Source organism: Shimwellia blattae DSM 4481 = NBRC 105725, assembly GCF_000262305.1.
Taxonomy (GTDB): domain Bacteria; phylum Pseudomonadota; class Gammaproteobacteria; order Enterobacterales; family Enterobacteriaceae; genus Shimwellia; species Shimwellia blattae.
Genome location: NC_017910.1, coordinates 3564927 through 3583999 on the forward strand (window position 1 = coordinate 3564927; position 19073 = coordinate 3583999).

A 19073-nucleotide genomic window follows, 5' to 3' on the forward strand; every position below is an offset into this window, starting at 1 on the left:
ATCATGACATTACAAGCATCACCGTCACTTATGATGGGCATTTTTGCGCTTATTCAGGCAGTTATCCTGTTATTGCTGACACCGCTGTTCACCGGTATTTCGCGCCAGATCCGCGCCCGTATGCATTCCCGCCGCGGGCCGGGTATCTGGCAGGACTATCGCGACTTATTCAAATTACTCAAGCGCCAGGAAGTCGCCCCCGCCCAGTCCGGGGTTATTTTCCGCGCCATGCCGTGGGTATTGCTGGGCAGCATGCTGCTGGTGGCAATGACCCTGCCGGTGTTTACCGAGACCTCACCGTTCGGCGGCGCAGGCGACATGATTACCCTGCTCTACCTGTTTGCCCTGTTCCGCTTCTTTTTTGCCCTGTCAGGGCTGGATACCGGCAGCCCCTTTGCCGGTATCGGCGCCAGCCGCGAGTTAACCCTCGGGGTGCTGGTGGAGCCGACGCTTATCCTCGGGTTGCTGGTGGTCGCACTGATTGCCGGTTCAACCAATATCGGCACCATCAGCGCCACCCTCAGCGCGGGCTGGAGCTCACCCACCGCCACACTGCTGGCCCTGCTGGCCTGTGGCTTCGCCTGCTTTATTGAGATGGGGAAAATCCCGTTTGATGTGGCAGAAGCAGAGCAGGAGCTACAGGAAGGCCCGCTGACTGAGTATTCCGGTTCTGGTCTCGCCCTTGTTAAGTGGGGTATCGGCCTGAAACAGGTCGTCGTGGCGGAGCTGTTCCTGGCGATATTTATTCCGTTCGGTAAGGCCGCGCAAATGACCGCCGGTGCGCTGTTTCAGGCACTGATCCTCATGCTGATTAAGCTGCTGGTGGTTTTTGTTCTTGCCTCCCTGTTCGAAAACACGCTGGCCCGCGGCCGCTTCCTGCTGACCCACCGGGTAACCTGGGTGGGGTTTGGCGTTGCCGCACTGGCCTTTGTGTTTTATTTGACCGGTCTGTAAGGAGCCTGGAAAACCGTTATGGAAAGTTCATCCTTTATGACCAATACGGCACTGGCAACGCTGTTGCTGCCGTTTATTGGCGCATTGCTGACTGCCTGCTCACCAAAGCATCTGGCGAAATGGGTCTGTTCGCTGTTTGCCCTGCTGGCGACACTGGGAACCGTGCTGCTGGGCTGGGGCTTTTTAAGCCACGGTAAAGCAGATCTGACAATTTCACTGCTTAACTACGGCGATATCGCACTGTTCGGCTTTATCTTCGACCGGATCAGTACGCTGATTGTGTTTGCTGTGGTGTTCCTTGGCCTGCTGGTCAGTATCTATTCACTGGGTTACCTGAATACCGGTAACCGCGAACACCCCCACGACGGGGAGAACCGCTACTACGCCTTTTTGCTGGTGTTTATCGGCGCTATGGCCGGGCTGGTGCTTTCGTCCACCATTCTGGGCCAGTTGCTGTTCTTTGAAATCACCGGGGGTTGTTCCTGGGCGCTGATTGGCTACTACCAGACCGCCAAATCACAACGCTCCGCCATGAAAGCACTGCTGATAACCCACGTGGCATCGCTGGGGTTGTTTATCGCGGCGGCGACGCTGTTTATCACCACCGGGACATTCGCCCTGAGCGCCATGTCGCAACTGGAGGGGACACCTGCGCTGCTGGTCTTCGGCGGGATTTTGTTTGCCGCCTGGGGGAAATCTGCCCAGCTGCCGTTACAGGCATGGCTGCCTGACGCCATGGAAGCACCGACCCCGGTCAGTGCCTATCTGCACGCGGCATCAATGGTGAAAGTGGGGGTATATATCTTCGCCAGGGCCATTTTTGAATCCGGCAATGTGCCGCATGTCATTGGCTGGGTGGGGATCGCCATGGCCACTATCACCATCGTTTACGGCTTTATGATGTATCTGCCCCAGAAGGATATGAAACGCCTGCTGGCCTGGTCCACCATCACCCAGCTGGGGTATATCTTCCTTGCCCTGTCGATTGCCATCTTCGGCTCCCGGGAAGCGTTCGACGGCGGTATCGCTTATATCTTCAACCACGCCTTTGCCAAAAGCCTGTTCTTCCTGGTGGCCGGTTCCCTCAGCTATTGCTGCGGTACGCGTATGCTGCCGCGCCTGCGCGGGGTGCTGCACAAAATGCCGGTTGTCGGGATCGGTTTTTGTGTGGCTGCGCTGGCCATTGCCGGTGTGCCGCCTCTGAACGGTTTCTTCAGCAAGTTCCCCATCTTCGCGGCGGGTTTTGAAATGTCCAGTCAGTTCTGGGTCATGACCCCGCTGATGGTGCTGGTGTTGATTGAGTCGGTCGCCAGTTTCGCCTGGCTGCTTTACTGGTTTGGCCGGGTTGTGCCCGGTGAGCCCAGTGAGGAGCTGGTTCAGGCCTCGCCGTTGCCAAACTCCATGCGTCTGGTGCTGCTGGTCCTGATTGTGATGTCGTTCTGCTCCAGTGTTATCGCCGTAAACTGGCTTGGATAAGGGAAATTGATTATGACAGGTTCACTGATTGTCAATAACCTGGCGGGGCTGATGATGTTCACCTCGCTGTTGGTTATCGGGGTTAAGCGCCCCACGGCCTCCTGCTGGATGTATGCGCTACAGTCGCTGGTGCTGGTGCTGATTTTTGCCACCCTGGCCTTCACGCTCAATGCGCACGAACTCAACATGTGGGCGATTAGCGCCTTTATTACCAAAGTGGTGCTGGTGCCGGTAATTATGGGCAGCGCGTTTCGCAGTATGCGCGATCCGGCCATTGACGGCAGCGTGGTTAGCCTGCCGGTGCTGATGCTTATTGCCGCGATTATCGTCGTACTGTGCTGGTACGTGGTCGCCCCGGTACAGCTGCCGATGCTTGCCACCCTCAAACCGGCGCTGGCGGTTTCGCTGGGCCACTTTTTGCTGGGGCTGCTGTGCATTGTTACTCAGCGCAATATCCTCAAGCAGGTCTTCGGCTATTGCCTGATGGAAAACGGCTCCCACCTGACCCTCGCTCTGCTTGCGAATAAAGCCCCGGAACTTGTGGAGATCGGTATCGCCACTGACGCGATTTTCGCCGTCATCATCATGACTGTTCTTGCCCGTAAAATCTGGCGCACTCTCAATACGCTGAGTGTCGACCAACTGACAGCACTGAAGGGGTAACGGAATGAGTGATACATCCGTACTTTTATTATTGTTGCTGACCCCACTGTGTATTGCGCTGCTGAACTTTATCTGCCGCCTGGCAGGCGACGGCGCACGCACACTGACGACAGCATTACATTCGATCGGCATTCTGGCCATTCTGGCCGAATCCCTGTGGGTCGTTACGCTGATTTATCAACAGGGCGACATTCTGGTGGCCGGTAAATGGCTGCATCTTGACAGCCTGAGCGCGCTGTTTCTGGCGATCCTCGGCATTATCAGCTTTATTACCGGCCTTTACTCCATCGGCTATATGCGCCATGAGGTGGATGAAGGCGAAGTCAGCGTGGCGGGCCTTTGCAATTACTACGGCTTCTTCCACCTGTTTATCTTCACCATGTTACTGGTTATCACCAGCAACAACCTGATCATGATGTGGGCCGCCATTGAGGCCACCACGCTCAGCTCCGCCTTCCTGGTGGGCACCTACAGCCAGCGCTCCTCGCTGGAGGCGGCGTGGAAGTACATTATTATCTGCTCTGTCGGGGTCGCCTTCGGCCTGTTTGGCACCATTCTGGTGTACGCCAATGCCGCCAGCATTATGCCGGATCCGCAAAACGCGATTTTCTGGACTGAGGTACTTAAACACGCCTCTGAGCTGGATACCACGCTGATGCAGCTGGCGTTTGTCTTTGTGCTGATTGGCTTCGGGACGAAAACCGGCCTGTTCCCGATGCACGCCTGGCTGCCGGACGCCCACAGTGAAGCGCCAAGCCCGGTCAGTGCGCTGCTCTCTGCGGTGCTGCTTAACTGCGCGCTGCTGATAATCATCCGCTACAACATCATCATCCGCCAGGCGATTGGCCCCCATTTTACCAGCACGCTGCTGGTCGTCTTCGGGATGCTCTCTGTCGCTGTGGCCGCCTTCTTCATCCTGGTGCAGCGCGATATTAAACGCCTGCTGGCTTACTCCTCTGTGGAGAATATGGGGCTTATCGCCGTGGCGCTGGGGATTGGCGGCCCGCTGGGGATTCTGGCGGCCATGCTGCACACCCTGAACCACAGCCTGGCAAAAGCCCTGCTGTTTTGCGGCTCCGGTAATGTGTTGCTGAAATACGGCACCCGCGATATCAGCGTGGCGAAAGGCATGCTAAAGGTGATGCCGTTCTCTGCGGTGCTGCTGGCGGGGGGTGCCCTGGGGTTAGGCGGTATGCCGCCATTTAACGTCTTCCTGAGCGAGTTCATGACCGTGATTGCCGGCCTGAGCGCGGGCCATATCGGCCTGACAATTGTACTGCTGCTGTTGCTGACTATCGTGCTGGGCGGGCTGGTACGCATGATTGCGGCCGTGCTGTTTGGTAACGCACCGGAGCCGGTCAGCAAAGGGGAGCTTGGCATTCTGACTACCCTGCCGATGGCTATCCTGCTGGTGCTGATGCTCATCATGGGGACCCATATTCCCCAGCCGGTTGTTCACCTGCTGGAAAACGCCGCCACCGTTGTGCTGCAACAAGATAAATCCACTGTATCCCCCCATTTCAACTGGCCGTGGGCAGCGGGTTCCGAAACGTCCGTGACGACCGGTCACGCTGCTGTAAATACCCCGTCAGGAGAGAAAAGTGAATTACGATAATCACGTCAGTGCTATCCAGGATAGCGAAAAACTGGGTGCGGGTTACCTGGCGCAGGTTCGCCAGACATTTCCTGCCGCGGTACTGGAAGAAGAGTGGCAAACCAACAATCAGCTGACCATCACCGTGAAAACCAATGCCCTGCCGGAAGTGGTGGAATTTCTGTACTACCGGCTGGGGGGATGGCTGCCGGTCCTGTTCGGGAACGACGAGCGCACATTAACCGGCCATTATGCGGTTTACTATGCGCTCTCTATGGAGCAGGGGGAAAAATGCTGGGTAGTGGTGAAAGCCTATGTTGACCCGGAGACCCGCGAATTCCCGTCTGTGACGCCGCGCGTACCTGCGGCCGTATGGGGTGAGCGCGAAATCCGCGATATGTACGGCCTGATCCCGGTAGGCCTGCCGGACGAACGCCGCCTGGTCCTGCCCGACGACTGGCCGGACGATCTCTACCCGCTGCGTAAAGACACCATGGACTACCGGCAGCGCCCGGCCCCGACCAGCGATACCGAAACCTATCAGTTCATCAACGAAAGCAAGAGCGAGACGCGCATTGTGCCCATCGGCCCGATGCATATCACCTCCGACGAGCCCGGGCACTTCCGGCTGTTTGTGGACGGGGAGCGCATTGTGGATGCGGACTACCGCCTGTTTTATGTCCACCGGGGCATGGAGAAACTGGCGGAAACCCGCATGGGGTATAACGAAGTCACGTTCCTTTCCGACCGGGTGTGCGGGATCTGCGGCTTCGCCCACAGCGTGGCTTATACCACCTCGGTGGAGAACGCCCTCGGGATCTATGTTCCCCCGCGCGCCCACGCCATCCGCAGTATTCTGCTGGAGGTAGAGCGCCTGCACAGCCACCTGCTGAATATTGGCCTGTCGAGCCACTTTGTCGGCTTCGATACCGGGTTTATGCACTTTTTCCGCGTCAGGGAGAAATCCATGACCCTTGCAGAGCTCCTGACCGGCTCGCGCAAAACCTATGGCCTGAACCTGATTGGCGGTATCCGCCGCGACATCCAGAAAGAGCAGCGCGTGAAAGGGATCCAGCTGATCCGCGAAATGCGCAAAGAGGTGACCGAACTGGTCGACATGCTGCTCAACACCCCCAACATGGAGCAGCGCACCCAGGGGGTGGGCCTGCTGGACAGAAATATCGCCCGCGACTACAGCCCCGTCGGGCCGCTTATCCGCGGCAGCGGTTTTGCCCGCGACCTGCGCTTTGACCACAGCTTCGCCAACTACGGTAATTTGCCCAAAACACTGTTCACCATGGACGGCTGTGATGTCTTCTCACGCGTGATGGTGCGGGTACAGGAAACCCTGGACTCCATGAACATGGTGGAATACGGCCTGGAGCACTTACCCGAGGGCAGCCTGCTGACGGAAGGCTTTACCTATGTGCCCCATAAATTCGCCCTTGGCTATGTGGAAGCGCCGCGCGGTGAAGATGTGCACTGGAGCATGCTCGGTGATAACCAGAAGCTGTTCCGCTGGCGCTGCCGCGCTGCAACCTACGCCAACTGGCCGGTATTGCGCTATATGCTGCGCGGTAACACCATTTCTGATGCCCCGCTGATTATCGGCAGCCTCGACCCGTGCTACTCCTGCACCGACAGGGTCACCCTGGTGGATATTAATAAACGTAAATCCACTACGGTGCCTTACAAGGAGATCGAACGTTATGGGATCGAGCGTAAGCACTCGCCGCTAAAATGAGGGATGAATCATGCTCAAGTTATTAAAAACCATCCGTGATGCTGGCGTCGCCACCGTTAAATACCCGTTTAAACCGCTGGAGGTGTGCGCGGATTTTCGCGGCAAACCCGAATATGATCCTCAGCAGTGTATCGCCTGCGGGGCCTGTACTGTGGCCTGCCCGGCCAACGCGCTGACCATGGAAACCCACCCGGAGGACGGCACCCGCACCTGGCAGCTGTTCCTCGGGCGCTGCATATTCTGCGGGCGCTGCGAAGAAGTCTGCCCGACCCGGGCCATTGTCCTGTCGCCGGATTTTGAACTGGCGGTCACGAATAAACCGGATCTCTATAACCGGGCGACCTTCTCCCTGCTGGAATGCCGCGAATGCCATCAGCCCTTTACCGCCGGTAAAGCACTGGAATACGCCATGGCGCTGCTGGTGCAATCCGGTATTGACGAAGCCACCGTAGAAGAGATGCGGCCCCAGTTTGAAACCTGCCCGACCTGTAAACAGCGGCAAAACCTTTTCAATAACGGCAGCACCAACCTGTCCTATCATGTTGGAGAACGCAAATGAACAGCCAGGAAATCAAAGTAAATCACTATGTCAGCCAGCCGATAACGCTGGATGAGCAGGCGGTGGCACTCAAGAAAACCTTGCTGAAAGATATTCAACGCTCCGCCTATGTTTACCGGGTGGACTGCGGCGGCTGCAACGGTTGCGAGATTGAAATTTTCGCCGCCATTACCCCGCTGTTTGATGCCGAACGCTTCGGCATTAAAGTGGTGGCCTCACCCCGTCATGCGGATATTTTACTGTTTACCGGCGCGGTGACCCGCGCCATGAGAATGCCAGCGCTGCGCGCTTATGAATCCGCCCCGGATCCGAAGATTTGTATCTCTTACGGGGCCTGCGGGTGCGGCGGGGGTATTTTCCACGACTTGTACTGTGTATGGGGCGGGAGCGAAAGCATCGTGCCGATTGATGTCTGGATCCCCGGCTGCCCCCCTACCCCGGCGGCCACAATCCACGGTTTCGCGGTGGCCCTTGGCCTGCTGGATCAGAAACTCAAAGGCCAGAACCATACCCAGGGCGAAAACGAAAAAGCCGGTTTGCTGCTGCCCGCCGTACCTCTGGATGCCCGGGTTGCCGTGGAGCGGGAGGCCCGGCGCCTGGCCGGTTACCGCAAAGGGCGGGTGATCAGCGATCAGTTACTCGGGATCCTGAACGCCGGTGCCAGCAATGAGGCGGAACAAAAACTGGGGGCGTGGCTGTCGCAGGCCGATGATCCGCGCCTGCGGGAAATTGTTCAGCGCCTGATGCAGATATTAAAAGAGGGGCAATATGTCTGACGGCCAGGTTGTTTTCTGGTCATTGCGCCAGAAATTTATTGATACCAGCGATATGCCGGAGCAATCTCAGCAGGTAATGTATTATTCGCTGGCTATTGGTCATCATGTCGGTATTATTGATTGCCTGAATACAGAATTAATTTGTGACCTGCCACAATATACCCGGTGGATGACAATGTTAGATAACCCGGAGGCACAGCGGAAATTCAGAGGGCTGCTCACTTTTGGAGAAATCAATATTGATTCGACACATGTGAATTTATTAGCCAGCGCGCTGGCGCCATTAACAGAAGAACATATTGCCGAGCCGTTTCGCGGCTGGAGTAAAACATTAATGGGCCTGCTGGAGGAGATCCAGCATGAACCGGCAATTTATTTAATTGTGAAAAACAGTTAAGTTAAATAGCAGAAGTAGAGTGTTTGTTAGTGTATAATACCGATAAGAACATGCCATCATGAACATTTGCCGGGGGAAACCCCGGCATTTTTTTACAGATCATCCACAGAGATCCCCAGCCGCTGCATACGTGATAATAATGTGGTGCGTTTTAATCCCAGCCGTAAAGCGGCCCCCCGCGGCCCGGCAACAATTCCGTTTGTTTCCCGCAAGGCCTGAATAATTTGCAGGCGCTCTTTTTCATCACTTTCCGGCGGTGGCGCCAGCGGGACTTTTTTCTCCGCTGGCCGCCCGGTGACAGGCTCTGCCATTTGCAGATCCTGCAACTGAATATTCAGGCTGGTATTGGTGGTTAATATAACGGCGCGCTCAATCACATTTTGCAGCTCGCGAATATTTCCCGGCCACGGATAACGCACCAGTTGTTGCAGTGCTTCTTCAGGGATGGTGACAATATCGCGCTGCATACTTCTGGCAATTTTGCGCATAAAATAGTTTGCCAGTAGCGGAATGTCTTCCGGGCGCTCCCGCAGTGACGGTACATAGATGGGGAATACATTAAGTCTGTAATATAAATCGCTGCGAAAATCATGGCTGACAGACATTTGCTTCAGGTCACGGTTTGTGGCCGCAATCAGCCGCACATGTACCGGGATAGTTTTACTGCTCCCGAGCCGCTCAATTTCCCGCTCCTGCAAAACACGCAATAATTTGGGCTGAAGCCTGAGAGGCATATCGCCAATTTCATCCAGAAACAGTGTCCCTTCGTTGGCCATTTCGAAGCGCCCGATATGGCGGGATATGGCCCCGGTGAAAGCCCCCTTTTCATGACCAAAAAGATCGCTCTCCAGTAAGTTTTCCGGAACGGCGGCGCAGTTGATTTTCACCATGGTGTTGTTATTTCGCTGGCTGCGCCGGTGTATTTCGCGGGCAACCAGCTCTTTCCCGGTGCCCGTTTCCCCGAGGATCAGCACGGTACTTTCACTGGCCGCAACCAGTTCTATCTGCTCCATCACCCGGGCCATGGCCTGGCTTTGATAAATAATATTATGCTCATCATCATGGGGCTGAAGATAATTTTTTAGCCGGGTGTTTTCACTCTTCTGATCCACAGGTGGTGCGCTTTTAGCGCCATCGCTAACATTGCCAGTGGCAATAGCGACCCGGGCGGTGATCTGCTCCAGCAGTTCCCGCTTATCTTTAGTGAAAAAACCGCCCCGCTGGTGGGCCAGAATCAGTACCCCCAGCGGCTGCCCCCTTGAGATAAGCGGCAGCAGGCAGGCGGTTTTCAGCTCCCCGCTCCCCGGAACACCCGGGAACAGCGCGGGTATCTGGTGAAAATATTCGTCATCGTCATTCACCACCCTTTCCGTATGGCGGGTATCGGGCCATTTCAGTAATTCACCGCTGAATCTGAACTGCCGGGGCTGCTCCTCAGGGGCACACTCCGGGGCATAGCAGCTCGCGTAAATATCGAAATCAGCATTATTATCTGCCTTCATGGCAAAGGCGATATAATTAATACCGAAGAAACGATAAATCTCGCGAGATACATCCGAAAACAGCGGTTTTATATCATCGTGGGCTAATACAGAATTCGTGATATCGACCAGGATATGCAGGCATTCACATTTCTTACGCAGAGACTGTGATTCAGTCAGCAAATATTTATGCTGGCTTAACTGAAATACCATGCCACCGGCCAGATCCGCCACCAGATATAAAAAATTTCGCTCTTCATCGCTAAAATCACCGCCCTGATGGCGAATAAAAATCAATTCCCCCTGCAGGGGCCACAGATTATTCAGCGATACGGCATAACGCCCCGCCAGATCACTGTTTTTTGCGGGTAATGTGATAGAGGGATTGCGTACTTCCTGTTGCCAGTTTCCCTGCCCGGCAATAACAAGCTGAACACAGTTAAAGAATATGCCACGGGGCAACAGAGTGGTAATTATTCTCAATACGGCAAGCTCATCACGCTGATGCAGCAAATGCTTTGCTATATCAGCCAGTAATGCCTGTCGGTTATCCTTACCGATAGAGATGCCAGAACAACTCACTAATTTCATCGGTTAACCATATTGTTATATTCATCAGGATTTGTTCATTCTAAACTTTTCGCAAGGTTAAAAAAACAACAAGTTTTTCTTAGTTTGATCTGAACCATGTTTAATGATCCAGACACCCAGTCATTAGCCATGCAATAATATAATAACCATTATTCATTAATACCATTGAAGTCCGAATTTTATATTAACCCTTCATTTTGATAAGTAGATCAACATCGGCGGCACACCATCAACGGTACTATATCAAAATAACATCCATTCAATATTACCTGATCAATATGCCCAGGAGTTACTATGAGTACGGATAGTTCTTTTGATCTCCACTTGCCACCCGAGATGGCAAAAATTGCAGAGCAGTCGGCATTATATAAAGCAACAAAAAAGATCCCGATGTCTTTCTTCCTGGCAATCATTGCCGGGGTATTTATTTCGATGGGGTTTGTTTTTTATATCACTATCACCAGCTCGCCAGATCCGGTCTCTGCGCCGGTAAAGTTTCTGGGCGGCCTCTGCTTTACCCTGGGGCTGATATTAGTGGTCGTATGTGGTGCTGATTTATTTACGTCGACAGTTTTGACGATCATCGCCAAGGCCAGCGGCCTTATTTCATGGTCCACCCTGGCAACTAACTGGACGGTGGTTTATCTCGGGAACCTTGTGGGTGCATTATTTTTTGCTGTGCTTATCTGGTGTTCTGGTCAGATAATGTCGGGAGACGGGCAATGGGGGCTTAATGTTCTGCTTACGGCCGACCATAAAATGCACCACACTTTTTTTGAGGCCGTGTGCCTGGGCACATTAGCCAATATGATGGTATGCCTTGCGGTATGGTTAAGTTACGCAGGACACACTATTGTTGATAAGATTGTTGCCATGTTACTGCCTATCAGCATGTTCGTTTGTAGTGGTTTCGAACACAGTATTGCAAATATGTTTCTTATTCCGCTGGCGATGATGATTCGCAATTTTGCCCCCGATACATTCTGGGATAAGGTGCATATGACGCCAGACGATTTCCCGGCGCTTAATCTCGGACAGTTTATTTCAGATAACTTAATCCCGGTCACTATCGGTAATATTATCGGCGGCGGCGTGCTGGTCGGTATTACCTACTGGGCTATTTTCCTGCGTAATAATAAACACGCGCACTGAGGGTGTGTGGGGAAAGTTTATATTGGTGATGGAGTGATGAGGAGCTCAGGGATGAGCGTTGTGTGATTATTGTAATGTGTTGTTTTTGTTGTGTTTTTGTATTTTCTTGTAGTAGATGGGGGTTATTTTGGGGTGGTGTTATAAGAGAATGGGGTTGGTTTGTGGCGAAGGCCGGACTCGCATATAGAGCTCAAACTCATAATTAAAAATAAATATTATGATATTATACCAACACGAAAATTCATTGATTTTCTGCATCGAACCAGGACGAATATGGCCTGGTTGAGATGCCGAACTCTGTTACTCGTTATCTTCCTCAACAAATTCTAGCGCATCAAGTGCGACTCGCACCATCGCAATAGAACCAATACGAATAAAAGCATCTTCTCCATCTTCGTCGATTAGCTGGTAGCGCTCTGTTGATTCGGGGTCTGACTCAAGAATACTAAAAAATGCATTCAACTGACCGATATCATCGAACTCATCATCTGATGTTTCAGGTTCACAACATAGCTCAATGATTGGGCCACCATTCTCCATGGTGATATGGACATTGCCATAGCATCCTTCATTTTCATCGTCATCCGCTTCATCAGGGCTAGATGGAAAGCCATCAAACAAGAATTGGTGGAAGATCACTTCTCGGGTGTTGAGGGCATAACGATATTGGGTAATCCCCCCGAAAAACCGGTGTGTTCATAGGTAGAATTTTCTCGTAATCTGAACCGGGGAGATCTCTATGAAAAAATCACGCTTTACCGACAGCCAGATCATGGCCATCCTCAAGCAGGCTGAGGCCGGAACGCCAGTTGCTGAACTGTGCCGCGAGCATGGTATGAGCAATGCCAGTTTCTACAAGTGGCGTTCACGCTTTGGCGGAATGGATGCATCCATGATGGCCCGACTAAAAGAGCTGGAAGATGAAAACCGCCGCCTGAAAAAGATGTATGCCGAAGAACGGCTCAAAGCCGAAATTATTCAGGAGGCTATGGCAAAAAAGTGGTGAAGCCATCGCAGCGAAAGCAGATGGCACAGGACGCGGTCAGGCACCGAAGCGTCAGCATACGTTTTGCCTGCCAGTTGTTTGTTGTCAGCGAAAGTTGCTATCGCTATCAGCCTCAACTGAATGAAGAAAACACGGTTATTGCTGACTGGCTACTCCGTATCACCGACAGTCAGCGCAACTGGGGTTTTGGTCTGTGCTTTTTGTACCTGCGTAACGTAAAAGGCTTTAAGTTCAATCACAAAAGGGTATACCGGATTTATTGCGAGTTGTCGCTGAACAGGCGAATTAAACCGAAAAAACGACTGAAACGGGATAAGCCCGAGCCGCTGGCGGTGCCTGAAAGCCGCAATGAATGCTGGTCGATGGACTTCATGCACGATCAACTGTCGGATGGTCGTTCCGTCCGATTGCTGAATGTTATCGATGACTTTAATCGTGAAGCGCTGGCCATTGAGGTAGATTTTTCTCTTCCCGCAAATCGTGTGGTGAGGACACTCGAACAACTGATTGAGTGGAAAGGTAAACCAGCAGCAATACGATGTGATAATGGGCCAGAATATACCGGCAAGATACTGATGTCATGGGCTGCTCAGCAGAATATCACCCTGCGTTTTATTCAACCCGGAAAACCTCAGCAAAATGCATATATTGAGCGATATAACCGGACTGTACGTTATGACTGGCTGGGACAGCACCTGTTTACATCACTGGACGAATTGCAGGACTATGCCACACGCTGGCAATGGTTTTATAATCACGAGCGTCCGAATATGGCACTGAATGGTTTCACGCCAATGCAGCATATTCAACGCATGACCTGATTCTACTTATCGCCTCCGTTAAAAATGGGGGGATTACCATTGTTCTGAGTCGAAAACAAAAAAATGCTCATAGTCTGCCGCAGATCTTTCCTGAAAATATGAGAAAAAACGGCGTTTATCAGCAGGGGAGATAGGTAACAGCAAATAATTTTGCTGCCCTCTTAGCCAGAGCTTCACCGTCCAAAAGCAGCAATCCATTTCAATACCACTAGTAGCAATATCTTTCAGCTCATCGCTACTACGACTACTTTGATTGCGCAATTTCTGTAGCAGATTAGCACTATCAGGAAAAACAGCACTCAACGGCTTCTTTAAGGCAGCACAAATCTCTTGTGCCAAACCTAACTTAGCCGCAACCTTCCCTGTCTCGATACGTTGGATCTGTTGTTGGCTGGTACTGTAGTGGTCAACAAAAACTGGCCACCGAGTTAGAGTTTTTCCAGTATCGATTTTCTGATTCGTTTGGTGGTAATCCACCGTTATGTTCGTGCGGCCTGAGTGCGCTGTAATATCCAACGATGTAGTCCGTTATGGCGTGAGTCGCATCGCTGAAGCTTACACTGTCACTGGTACCCATTCGTTCTTCAGACTCCGGAAGAAGCGTTCCATTGGGCTATTGACGCTCCTATGTCAAGAGCGGGCGATTGGCATAGGCGAGGTCCGATAAAATCAATGGATAGAGTTCACGGACGATGTAGCGTTTCAGGCATCTCAGGATCTCTTTGGTCGACAACCCTTCACCCGTTCGTCTGTTTACATAGATTTTTGTGCGCGGATCACTACGCATACGCACAAGGGCTATTGTCCACAGGGCGTTGTTAGCTTCACGTGAGCCTCCGCGGTTTAATCTGTGCCTGACAGTTTTTCCTGATGATGCTGGTAACGGATTTACACCACAGAGCGAAGCCAGAGCCGCTTCATTTTTTAAACGTTCGGGGTTATCACCTGCAACGGCCAGCAGCGTCGCAGCCGTCTGTGGGCCTACCCCAAACTGGCTACGAAGATTACTGGCATATTTGCGGGTCAGTTTATCCAGAGATTCGTCCAGTTCATTCAGCTCTTCAGTCAGGACTATCCATCGTTTAGCAAGACTTCGAAGCGTGCTACACAGGGCTATCCGTAAGGGGGAGTACTCTGACACCTCGCTGTTAATGCAGGCGGTTACGCATTCGTGTGGTTTCGATTTCCAGAGTTTGTCGCGAACATCCTGAGGGGCACTCACCAGCAGCGCACGAAGCTGATTAATCGCCTGCGTGCGGGCTTTTACTGCACTGCGTCGGGCAACACTGATAATCCGGAGAGCTTCACACGCGCCGGACTGCATTTTTGGTATGGCCTTGCTGCTCCCTGAAAGTACTGTCCGGGCTGCATTCTCTGCATCCAGAGGATCTGACTTCCCTTCAAGGCGGCGTTTTGAGCGATCTGGCCGGTTAACTTCAACAACATAAATACTATTCTTAATGAGAAAACGTGTTAACGCAGCGCCATACGTCCCGGTTCCCTCAATGCCAGCTCGTTCGAGGATCCCAAAAGAGCGAGCCCAATCAAGTAGTTCAAGATAGCCCGTTTGATTTGTTTGAATAATACGGGTGCCAAGCAGTTTACCTGCCTGACTGATAACAGCACCGACATGAACATCAAGGTGTGTATCGACACCCAGGATCACGCTTTCAGGAGATTGACAGTCATTTTGCATGGTTTGCCCCCAGATATTGGTAGCACAACCATCCCCATCGCCGGACAGGACACTCGGGATGCAGCACAAAGCTCCTATCAGGTCACAAACGCTGGGCCCGGCTATGCCCGGGAAATACCTGAATCGGACGACAGGTCAACACAAAGGCATCTGGGCCAATCCCAGCACGGGTCAGTCCGATCCGGTATTTGAAAGTATATTAGAATGAGTATCCCAGCAGTTTCCGCGCCGACTCATACTCTGTTTGATCCGGTATCGCCACAGCAACTGCCGGAACTGCCTGCTCGTATAATGACTGCCCTGATCGCTGTGGAACATCACTCCGACGGGCTTACCACGCGTTTCCCATGCCATTTCCAGCGCCTTCATGGTGAGTCTGCTGTCCGGCGAGAACGACATTGCCCAGCCCACTGGTTTTCTTGCGAACAGGTCGAGAACAACGGCCAGGTACGCCCAACGCTTACCCGTCCAGATATAGGTCACATCGCCGCACCACACCTGGTTTGGCTCTGTTACGGCGAACTGCCGCTCAAGGTGATTAGGGATAGCAACATGTTCATGACCACCACGCTTATACCGGTGAGTTGGTTGCTGGCAACTGACCAGCCCAAGCTCTTTCATTAGCCTGCCAGCGAGCCAGCGCCCCATCTGATGGCCTCTCTGAGTTGCCATTGTCGCGATGCTCCTTGCTCCGGCCGAACCGTGGCTGATGTTGTGCAGCTCAAGTACCTGGCTTCGTAATACAGCCCGTCTGCCGTCTGGCTTTTCAGGACGATTTTTCCAGTATTTGTAACTGCTGCGATGAACCCCGAACACGTGGCAGAGAGTGGCCACAGGATAACGCGCCCTGAGCTTCCCGATTATCGAGAACTGTTCAGGGAGTCTGACATCAAGAGCGCGGTAGCCTTTTTTAAAATATCATTTTCCATTTCAATGCGTTGCAGCTTTTTTCTCAGCTCGCGTATTTCGATTTGCTCCGGGGTTATCGGAGAAGATTTTGGCGTTTTGCCCTGACGCTCATCACGCAGTTGTTTGACCCATTTTGTCATCGTGGAAAGGCCGACATCCATGGCCTTCGCTGCTTGTGCAACTGTGTAATTTTGGTCGACAACCAGCTGAGCGGATTCGCGTTTGAATTCAGGACTAAAATTTCTTCGTTTCATTGGTGCACCTGTAGTGTTCTGAGGTGAGCATATCACCTCTGTTCAGGTGGCCAAATTCAGTAAACCACTACAATATCTCCATTTAACGCATTGATAATAATATAGAAATACTCCTGCAATACATATAATGTAATGCATACACAGCAAACATCAACCCCATGTATTTTTGACTGATGATACAACTTTTATTACTCCTGGTTGTATAGTTCTCCTGTTTGCTCTATATCATAGAAGATAAATTATTCGTCATTGTGCATAGCGACGCCAAAGTAAAACTTCCTTTTATTTGAAATAATAAAACAACTCGATAAATAGGATGGAATCAATCAATTTTTGTTATCATTTAAATAAAAACCACCTGTGAGATACACCCACAAAAATTAGTAGTTGAAGTTATACCAACACAAGAGTAATCTGATCTGTTTTTTAACTAAAACTATAAGGTTTTTTCGCTTGTCTGTAAGGAGTTTGCCTTGAGTCAATCAGAATGCATTTCTTGGGTAAAATGTACTTCCTGGCTAAGTAACTTTCTTAATCGTAGAGGATTGAGACAACCTGATAGCCGTCCCCTATATGAATATCACGCGACCAATGATGAATACAATAATCTAACACAACTACTTCGTGCAGTTGGTCAAGTACAGAGTAATATCGATGATAAAGGTTACGCTGCCTGTTTTGTCCTTTTTTGCTCTGAATGGTATCGCAGAGATTATGAGCGCCATTGTGGTTGGATGTGGGACCCTATATATAGAGCATTGGGAGTATCATTAACGTCGACTGAATTAAGGATTATTATCCCTAAAGGGATGGAAGGTTACTGGAACCGCCCAATCCGATTTTACGAATCGGAACGACGTAATTTTCTCGGAACATTGTTCAGTGAGGGGGGATTACCATTCCGCTTACTGAAAGAATCGGATAGCCATTTTCAGAATGTATTCTCCCGGATTCTCAATCAATATGGGCAGGCACAACTGGCAGGATTTTCCATACTTTCTCTAGTAAGAACTGTCATAGAAAAATCAGCCCTGCCAACTGTTTTTAGCGAAGACACTTCTGTAGAACTCATCAGCCATATAGCGGAAAAACTCAGCTCGCTGGTTCTAATGTACAACCTGAGCAATCATACCGAACCCGTGAAGCAGCTTGATAAAGTGCATCCAAAATGGCGTGATGAGTTCCCTATGCCTTTGGATGATGAAACAGGTACTCGCTTTCTTAATGGGTTGCTATGTACTGCCTCCGTAGAGGCTAAATCCCACTTACAAAAAAATAAGGGTTCCGGTTGTCAATTCTATTGGTCGGAAAACCATCCCAATCAAATCCAGGCGATAATTTCGCTGCCTGATGAACTCACCTTCCCAATCATCAGCACTCCCTCAACGACGCGATTTGAACTTGCCATTTATGAAGATGGTGAAGAAGTCACCTGTCTCGGCCCCGCCTATGCATCCCTGGAGAACGCCCATGCCAAAGTTCGCCTGCGTAAAAGTGAGTCGAGATTTGTCAGACGCCAGCCAGCTGCGAGCTTAACGATTGTTGCACGAACTGGAGGAATGATTGTTGGCACCATAAAACTTGAAGATAGTGAAATCGCCGTTGGCGAGGTACCACTTACTTTTGTTGATGATGAGGAACGCTGGTTATTGCAAGGGCAAGCTTCTTGTACTGTACGTAATAGCAATGTTCTTATTGCCTTACCTCAAGAAAAAACCACTATTTCAGGGTGTGAAGGCTCTCCAGGTACAGCGTCGTTATTAGGACTCAGAACACTGTCCGTAAAAGGACGCCAAGATATAACCATTTCCGGAGATGAAACATACAAGATCCGCACCGGGAGGGAACAATCTAATCAGAGCGGATTTGATTTTTATGGAAAACATGTTACCTGGAATTGCCATCCTGATGAAACATTCCTTGGTGTACCTAAAGTTACGGCGAAAAACCTGAATGCTGAAGATATACAATTCAAACGTTACCTGAGTGGCATATCGTTAGATGAATGTCAGGTACAAGAGATGATGGGTACGCAATATGTTTCTGTCAGAAATACTCACAATGAAACTCTACTGCGTCGAAAAATTGGGATCTTGCCGGCAGATTTTAACATTGAAATAAAGGGTGGTGAGCTAGCCAATGAAGGTTCCATTGTTATCTCAACGCAACATCCCTGCATGTCTGTCTTAAAAGATAAAACACTAGAGGTTGCTCGCAAACGCTCAGCAGGACAAACAGAAATATTACTTAAAGCAGAAGGAATACCTCCTGCGTTTGTCTCTTTGCAGATTTACCCAAATTTGGGTGCAGCCCCAGTAGAGATGACTCTACCTTTCCCTGCAAAAGGTTGCCTGGCCCTTGATGCAAATGGATGCACTCTGGATAAAAATATTACTCTGCATGATTTGCTGGGTTCGAGAGCCTTTTTATTTGGTAAAAATGGCGATCCGACACGTTTTTCACTGGAATTACATTTACGTTCCAAAAGTGGGTTACAGGCATGGCATGAATGGTGTTATACCGCGGGGGAACACCCCGTCGAACTCAATTTATACAGCCTGAGAGAGCATATTGAAAACTTACTGTCTCTTGAGACAGGAGTTGACCAGGTTGTTGAGATGCAAATCAAAGGCGCAGGTGCTGTAATGAGCTGGCAGATTCGCCGCTATAAATACAGTTTACGCTATGATTATGAAAGAGAACTTCTCATCAGCCAGTCAACCCATTATCGTACCGGGCAAATGTCTTCACCTGTCATCATGTTATTGAGTGAGCCGGAGAGAAAAATCACCCCATTATCATCAAGAATGAGCGAAGGTGTACCGACAGGTGAATATGAACTGAGTTCGGTTATTAACAAAAATGGGCCGTGGTTAGTCGTCCCCAAACAGGGTGAGGAAATGGCGTTTCGCCCCTGCTTCATTCGTGGGGAACCGTCGTTACCTGTGGATGAAAGGGTAATCCCCCCGAAAAACCGGTGTGTTCATAAGTAGAATTTTC

14 protein-coding genes and 3 pseudogenes are annotated in these 19073 nt (G+C 51.1%); 11 read left to right on the forward strand and 6 right to left on the reverse strand.

Translation table 11 applies throughout. The annotated features are described in order from the left end of the window. Positions 1 to 3: 3 nt before the first annotated feature. From EBL_RS16725 to EBL_RS16760, 8 genes are read left to right on the forward strand one after another with little or no spacing between them, the layout of a single operon-like run. On the forward strand, positions 4 to 954 hold the full coding sequence (locus EBL_RS16725; protein ID WP_002445305.1) for a respiratory chain complex I subunit 1 family protein: 951 nt from the start codon (positions 4 to 6) through the stop codon (positions 952 to 954). Positions 955 to 972: 18 nt separating this feature from the next. Then, positions 973 to 2430 (forward strand): hydrogenase 4 subunit D, encoded by a 1458-nt coding sequence (locus tag EBL_RS16730; RefSeq protein ID WP_002445308.1) that lies wholly within the window; start codon positions 973 to 975, stop codon positions 2428 to 2430. Between the two features lie 12 nt (positions 2431 to 2442). After that, positions 2443 to 3093 (forward strand): hydrogenase 4 membrane subunit, encoded by a 651-nt coding sequence (gene hyfE / locus EBL_RS16735; protein WP_002445311.1) that lies wholly within the window; start codon positions 2443 to 2445, stop codon positions 3091 to 3093. Between the two features lie 4 nt (positions 3094 to 3097). After that, positions 3098 to 4708 (forward strand): hydrogenase 4 subunit F, encoded by a 1611-nt coding sequence (locus EBL_RS16740; protein WP_002445314.1) that lies wholly within the window; start codon positions 3098 to 3100, stop codon positions 4706 to 4708. Next, the gene (locus tag EBL_RS16745) at positions 4695 to 6431 is read left to right on the forward strand and encodes a hydrogenase large subunit (protein WP_002445316.1); all 1737 of its coding nucleotides are present in this window, start codon (positions 4695 to 4697) and stop codon (positions 6429 to 6431) included. The genes EBL_RS16740 and EBL_RS16745 overlap by 14 nt, the downstream gene beginning before the upstream one ends. A 10-nt stretch (positions 6432 to 6441) precedes the next feature. After that, on the forward strand, positions 6442 to 6990 hold the full coding sequence (gene hyfH / locus EBL_RS16750) for a hydrogenase 4 subunit H (RefSeq protein ID WP_002445318.1): 549 nt from the start codon (positions 6442 to 6444) through the stop codon (positions 6988 to 6990). Beyond that, positions 6987 to 7766, forward strand: a complete 780-nt coding sequence (locus EBL_RS16755) for an NADH-quinone oxidoreductase subunit B family protein (RefSeq protein WP_002445320.1) — start codon at positions 6987 to 6989, stop codon at positions 7764 to 7766. Before hyfH ends, EBL_RS16755 begins: the two co-directional genes overlap by 4 nt. Then, positions 7759 to 8163: a formate hydrogenlyase maturation HycH family protein gene (locus EBL_RS16760; protein WP_002445322.1), complete on the forward strand. Its 405-nt coding sequence runs from the start codon at positions 7759 to 7761 to the stop codon at positions 8161 to 8163. The genes EBL_RS16755 and EBL_RS16760 overlap by 8 nt, the downstream gene beginning before the upstream one ends. A 92-nt stretch (positions 8164 to 8255) precedes the next feature. Here the strand turns inward: EBL_RS16760 and EBL_RS16765 are convergent, their stop codons facing one another. Continuing rightward, on the reverse strand, positions 8256 to 10235 hold the full coding sequence (locus EBL_RS16765) for a sigma 54-interacting transcriptional regulator (protein ID WP_014716195.1): 1980 nt from the start codon (positions 10233 to 10235) through the stop codon (positions 8256 to 8258). Between the two features lie 294 nt (positions 10236 to 10529). Here EBL_RS16765 and focA point away from each other — a divergent pair, with 294 nt between their 5' ends. Further along, positions 10530 to 11387, forward strand: coding sequence for a formate transporter FocA (gene focA / locus EBL_RS16770; protein ID WP_002445326.1), 858 nt, complete (start codon positions 10530 to 10532; stop codon positions 11385 to 11387). Positions 11388 to 11687: 300 nt separating this feature from the next. Here focA and EBL_RS20370 read toward each other — a convergent pair whose 3' ends face one another. Next, entirely contained in the window at positions 11688 to 12026 is a 339-nt protein-coding gene (locus tag EBL_RS20370; protein WP_014716196.1) for a hypothetical protein, read from the reverse strand. Positions 12027 to 12126: 100 nt separating this feature from the next. Between EBL_RS20370 and EBL_RS16785 the strand changes: the two genes are divergently transcribed. Next, a protein-coding gene (locus tag EBL_RS16785; protein ID WP_126298255.1) for an IS3 family transposase occupies positions 12127 to 13214 on the forward strand; the annotation gives its coding sequence in 2 pieces (ribosomal slippage) (positions 12127 to 12379 and positions 12379 to 13214; 1089 coding nt in all). 39 nt (positions 13215 to 13253) lie between these two features. Here EBL_RS16785 and EBL_RS16790 read toward each other — a convergent pair. From EBL_RS16790 to EBL_RS16800, 4 genes and pseudogenes are all read right to left on the reverse strand, one after another. Next, a pseudogene (locus EBL_RS16790) lies at positions 13254 to 13664 on the reverse strand (hypothetical protein); the annotation flags it as partial. Further along, positions 13621 to 13832: pseudogene (locus tag EBL_RS20665) on the reverse strand (integrase core domain-containing protein); the annotation flags it as partial. The pseudogenes EBL_RS20665 and EBL_RS16790, both read right to left, overlap by 44 nt. A 7-nt stretch (positions 13833 to 13839) precedes the next feature. Further along, a complete protein-coding gene (locus EBL_RS16795; protein WP_002445664.1) occupies positions 13840 to 14910 on the reverse strand; it encodes an IS110 family RNA-guided transposase in 1071 nt (356 codons plus the stop codon). A 210-nt stretch (positions 14911 to 15120) separates the two neighbouring features. Further along, positions 15121 to 16073, reverse strand: a pseudogene (locus EBL_RS16800) (IS3 family transposase); the annotation flags it as partial. Between the two features lie 473 nt (positions 16074 to 16546). On the opposite strand from EBL_RS16800, the gene EBL_RS16810 reads away from it, so the two are divergent. Continuing rightward, positions 16547 to 19066 (forward strand): STY4851/ECs_5259 family protein, encoded by a 2520-nt coding sequence (locus EBL_RS16810; protein WP_014716198.1) that lies wholly within the window; start codon positions 16547 to 16549, stop codon positions 19064 to 19066. Positions 19067 to 19073 lie beyond the last annotated feature (7 nt).

Bases quoted from the DNA above. Each gene is read 5' to 3' on its own strand.
- EBL_RS16725 (WP_002445305.1), top strand. From the start codon at position 4: ATGACATTACAAGCATCACCGTCACTTATGATGGGCATTTTTGCGCTT.
- EBL_RS16730 (WP_002445308.1), top strand. From the start codon at position 973: ATGGAAAGTTCATCCTTTATGACCAATACGGCACTGGCAACGCTGTTG.
- hyfE (WP_002445311.1), top strand. From the start codon at position 2,443: ATGACAGGTTCACTGATTGTCAATAACCTGGCGGGGCTGATGATGTTC.
- EBL_RS16740 (WP_002445314.1), top strand. From the start codon at position 3,098: ATGAGTGATACATCCGTACTTTTATTATTGTTGCTGACCCCACTGTGT.
- hyfH (WP_002445318.1), top strand. From the start codon at position 6,442: ATGCTCAAGTTATTAAAAACCATCCGTGATGCTGGCGTCGCCACCGTT.
- EBL_RS16755 (WP_002445320.1), top strand. From the start codon at position 6,987: ATGAACAGCCAGGAAATCAAAGTAAATCACTATGTCAGCCAGCCGATA.
- EBL_RS16760 (WP_002445322.1), top strand. From the start codon at position 7,759: ATGTCTGACGGCCAGGTTGTTTTCTGGTCATTGCGCCAGAAATTTATT.
- EBL_RS16765 (WP_014716195.1), bottom strand. From the start codon at position 10,235: ATGAAATTAGTGAGTTGTTCTGGCATCTCTATCGGTAAGGATAACCGA.
- focA (WP_002445326.1), top strand. From the start codon at position 10,530: ATGAGTACGGATAGTTCTTTTGATCTCCACTTGCCACCCGAGATGGCA.
- EBL_RS16795 (WP_002445664.1), bottom strand. From the start codon at position 14,910: ATGCAAAATGACTGTCAATCTCCTGAAAGCGTGATCCTGGGTGTCGAT.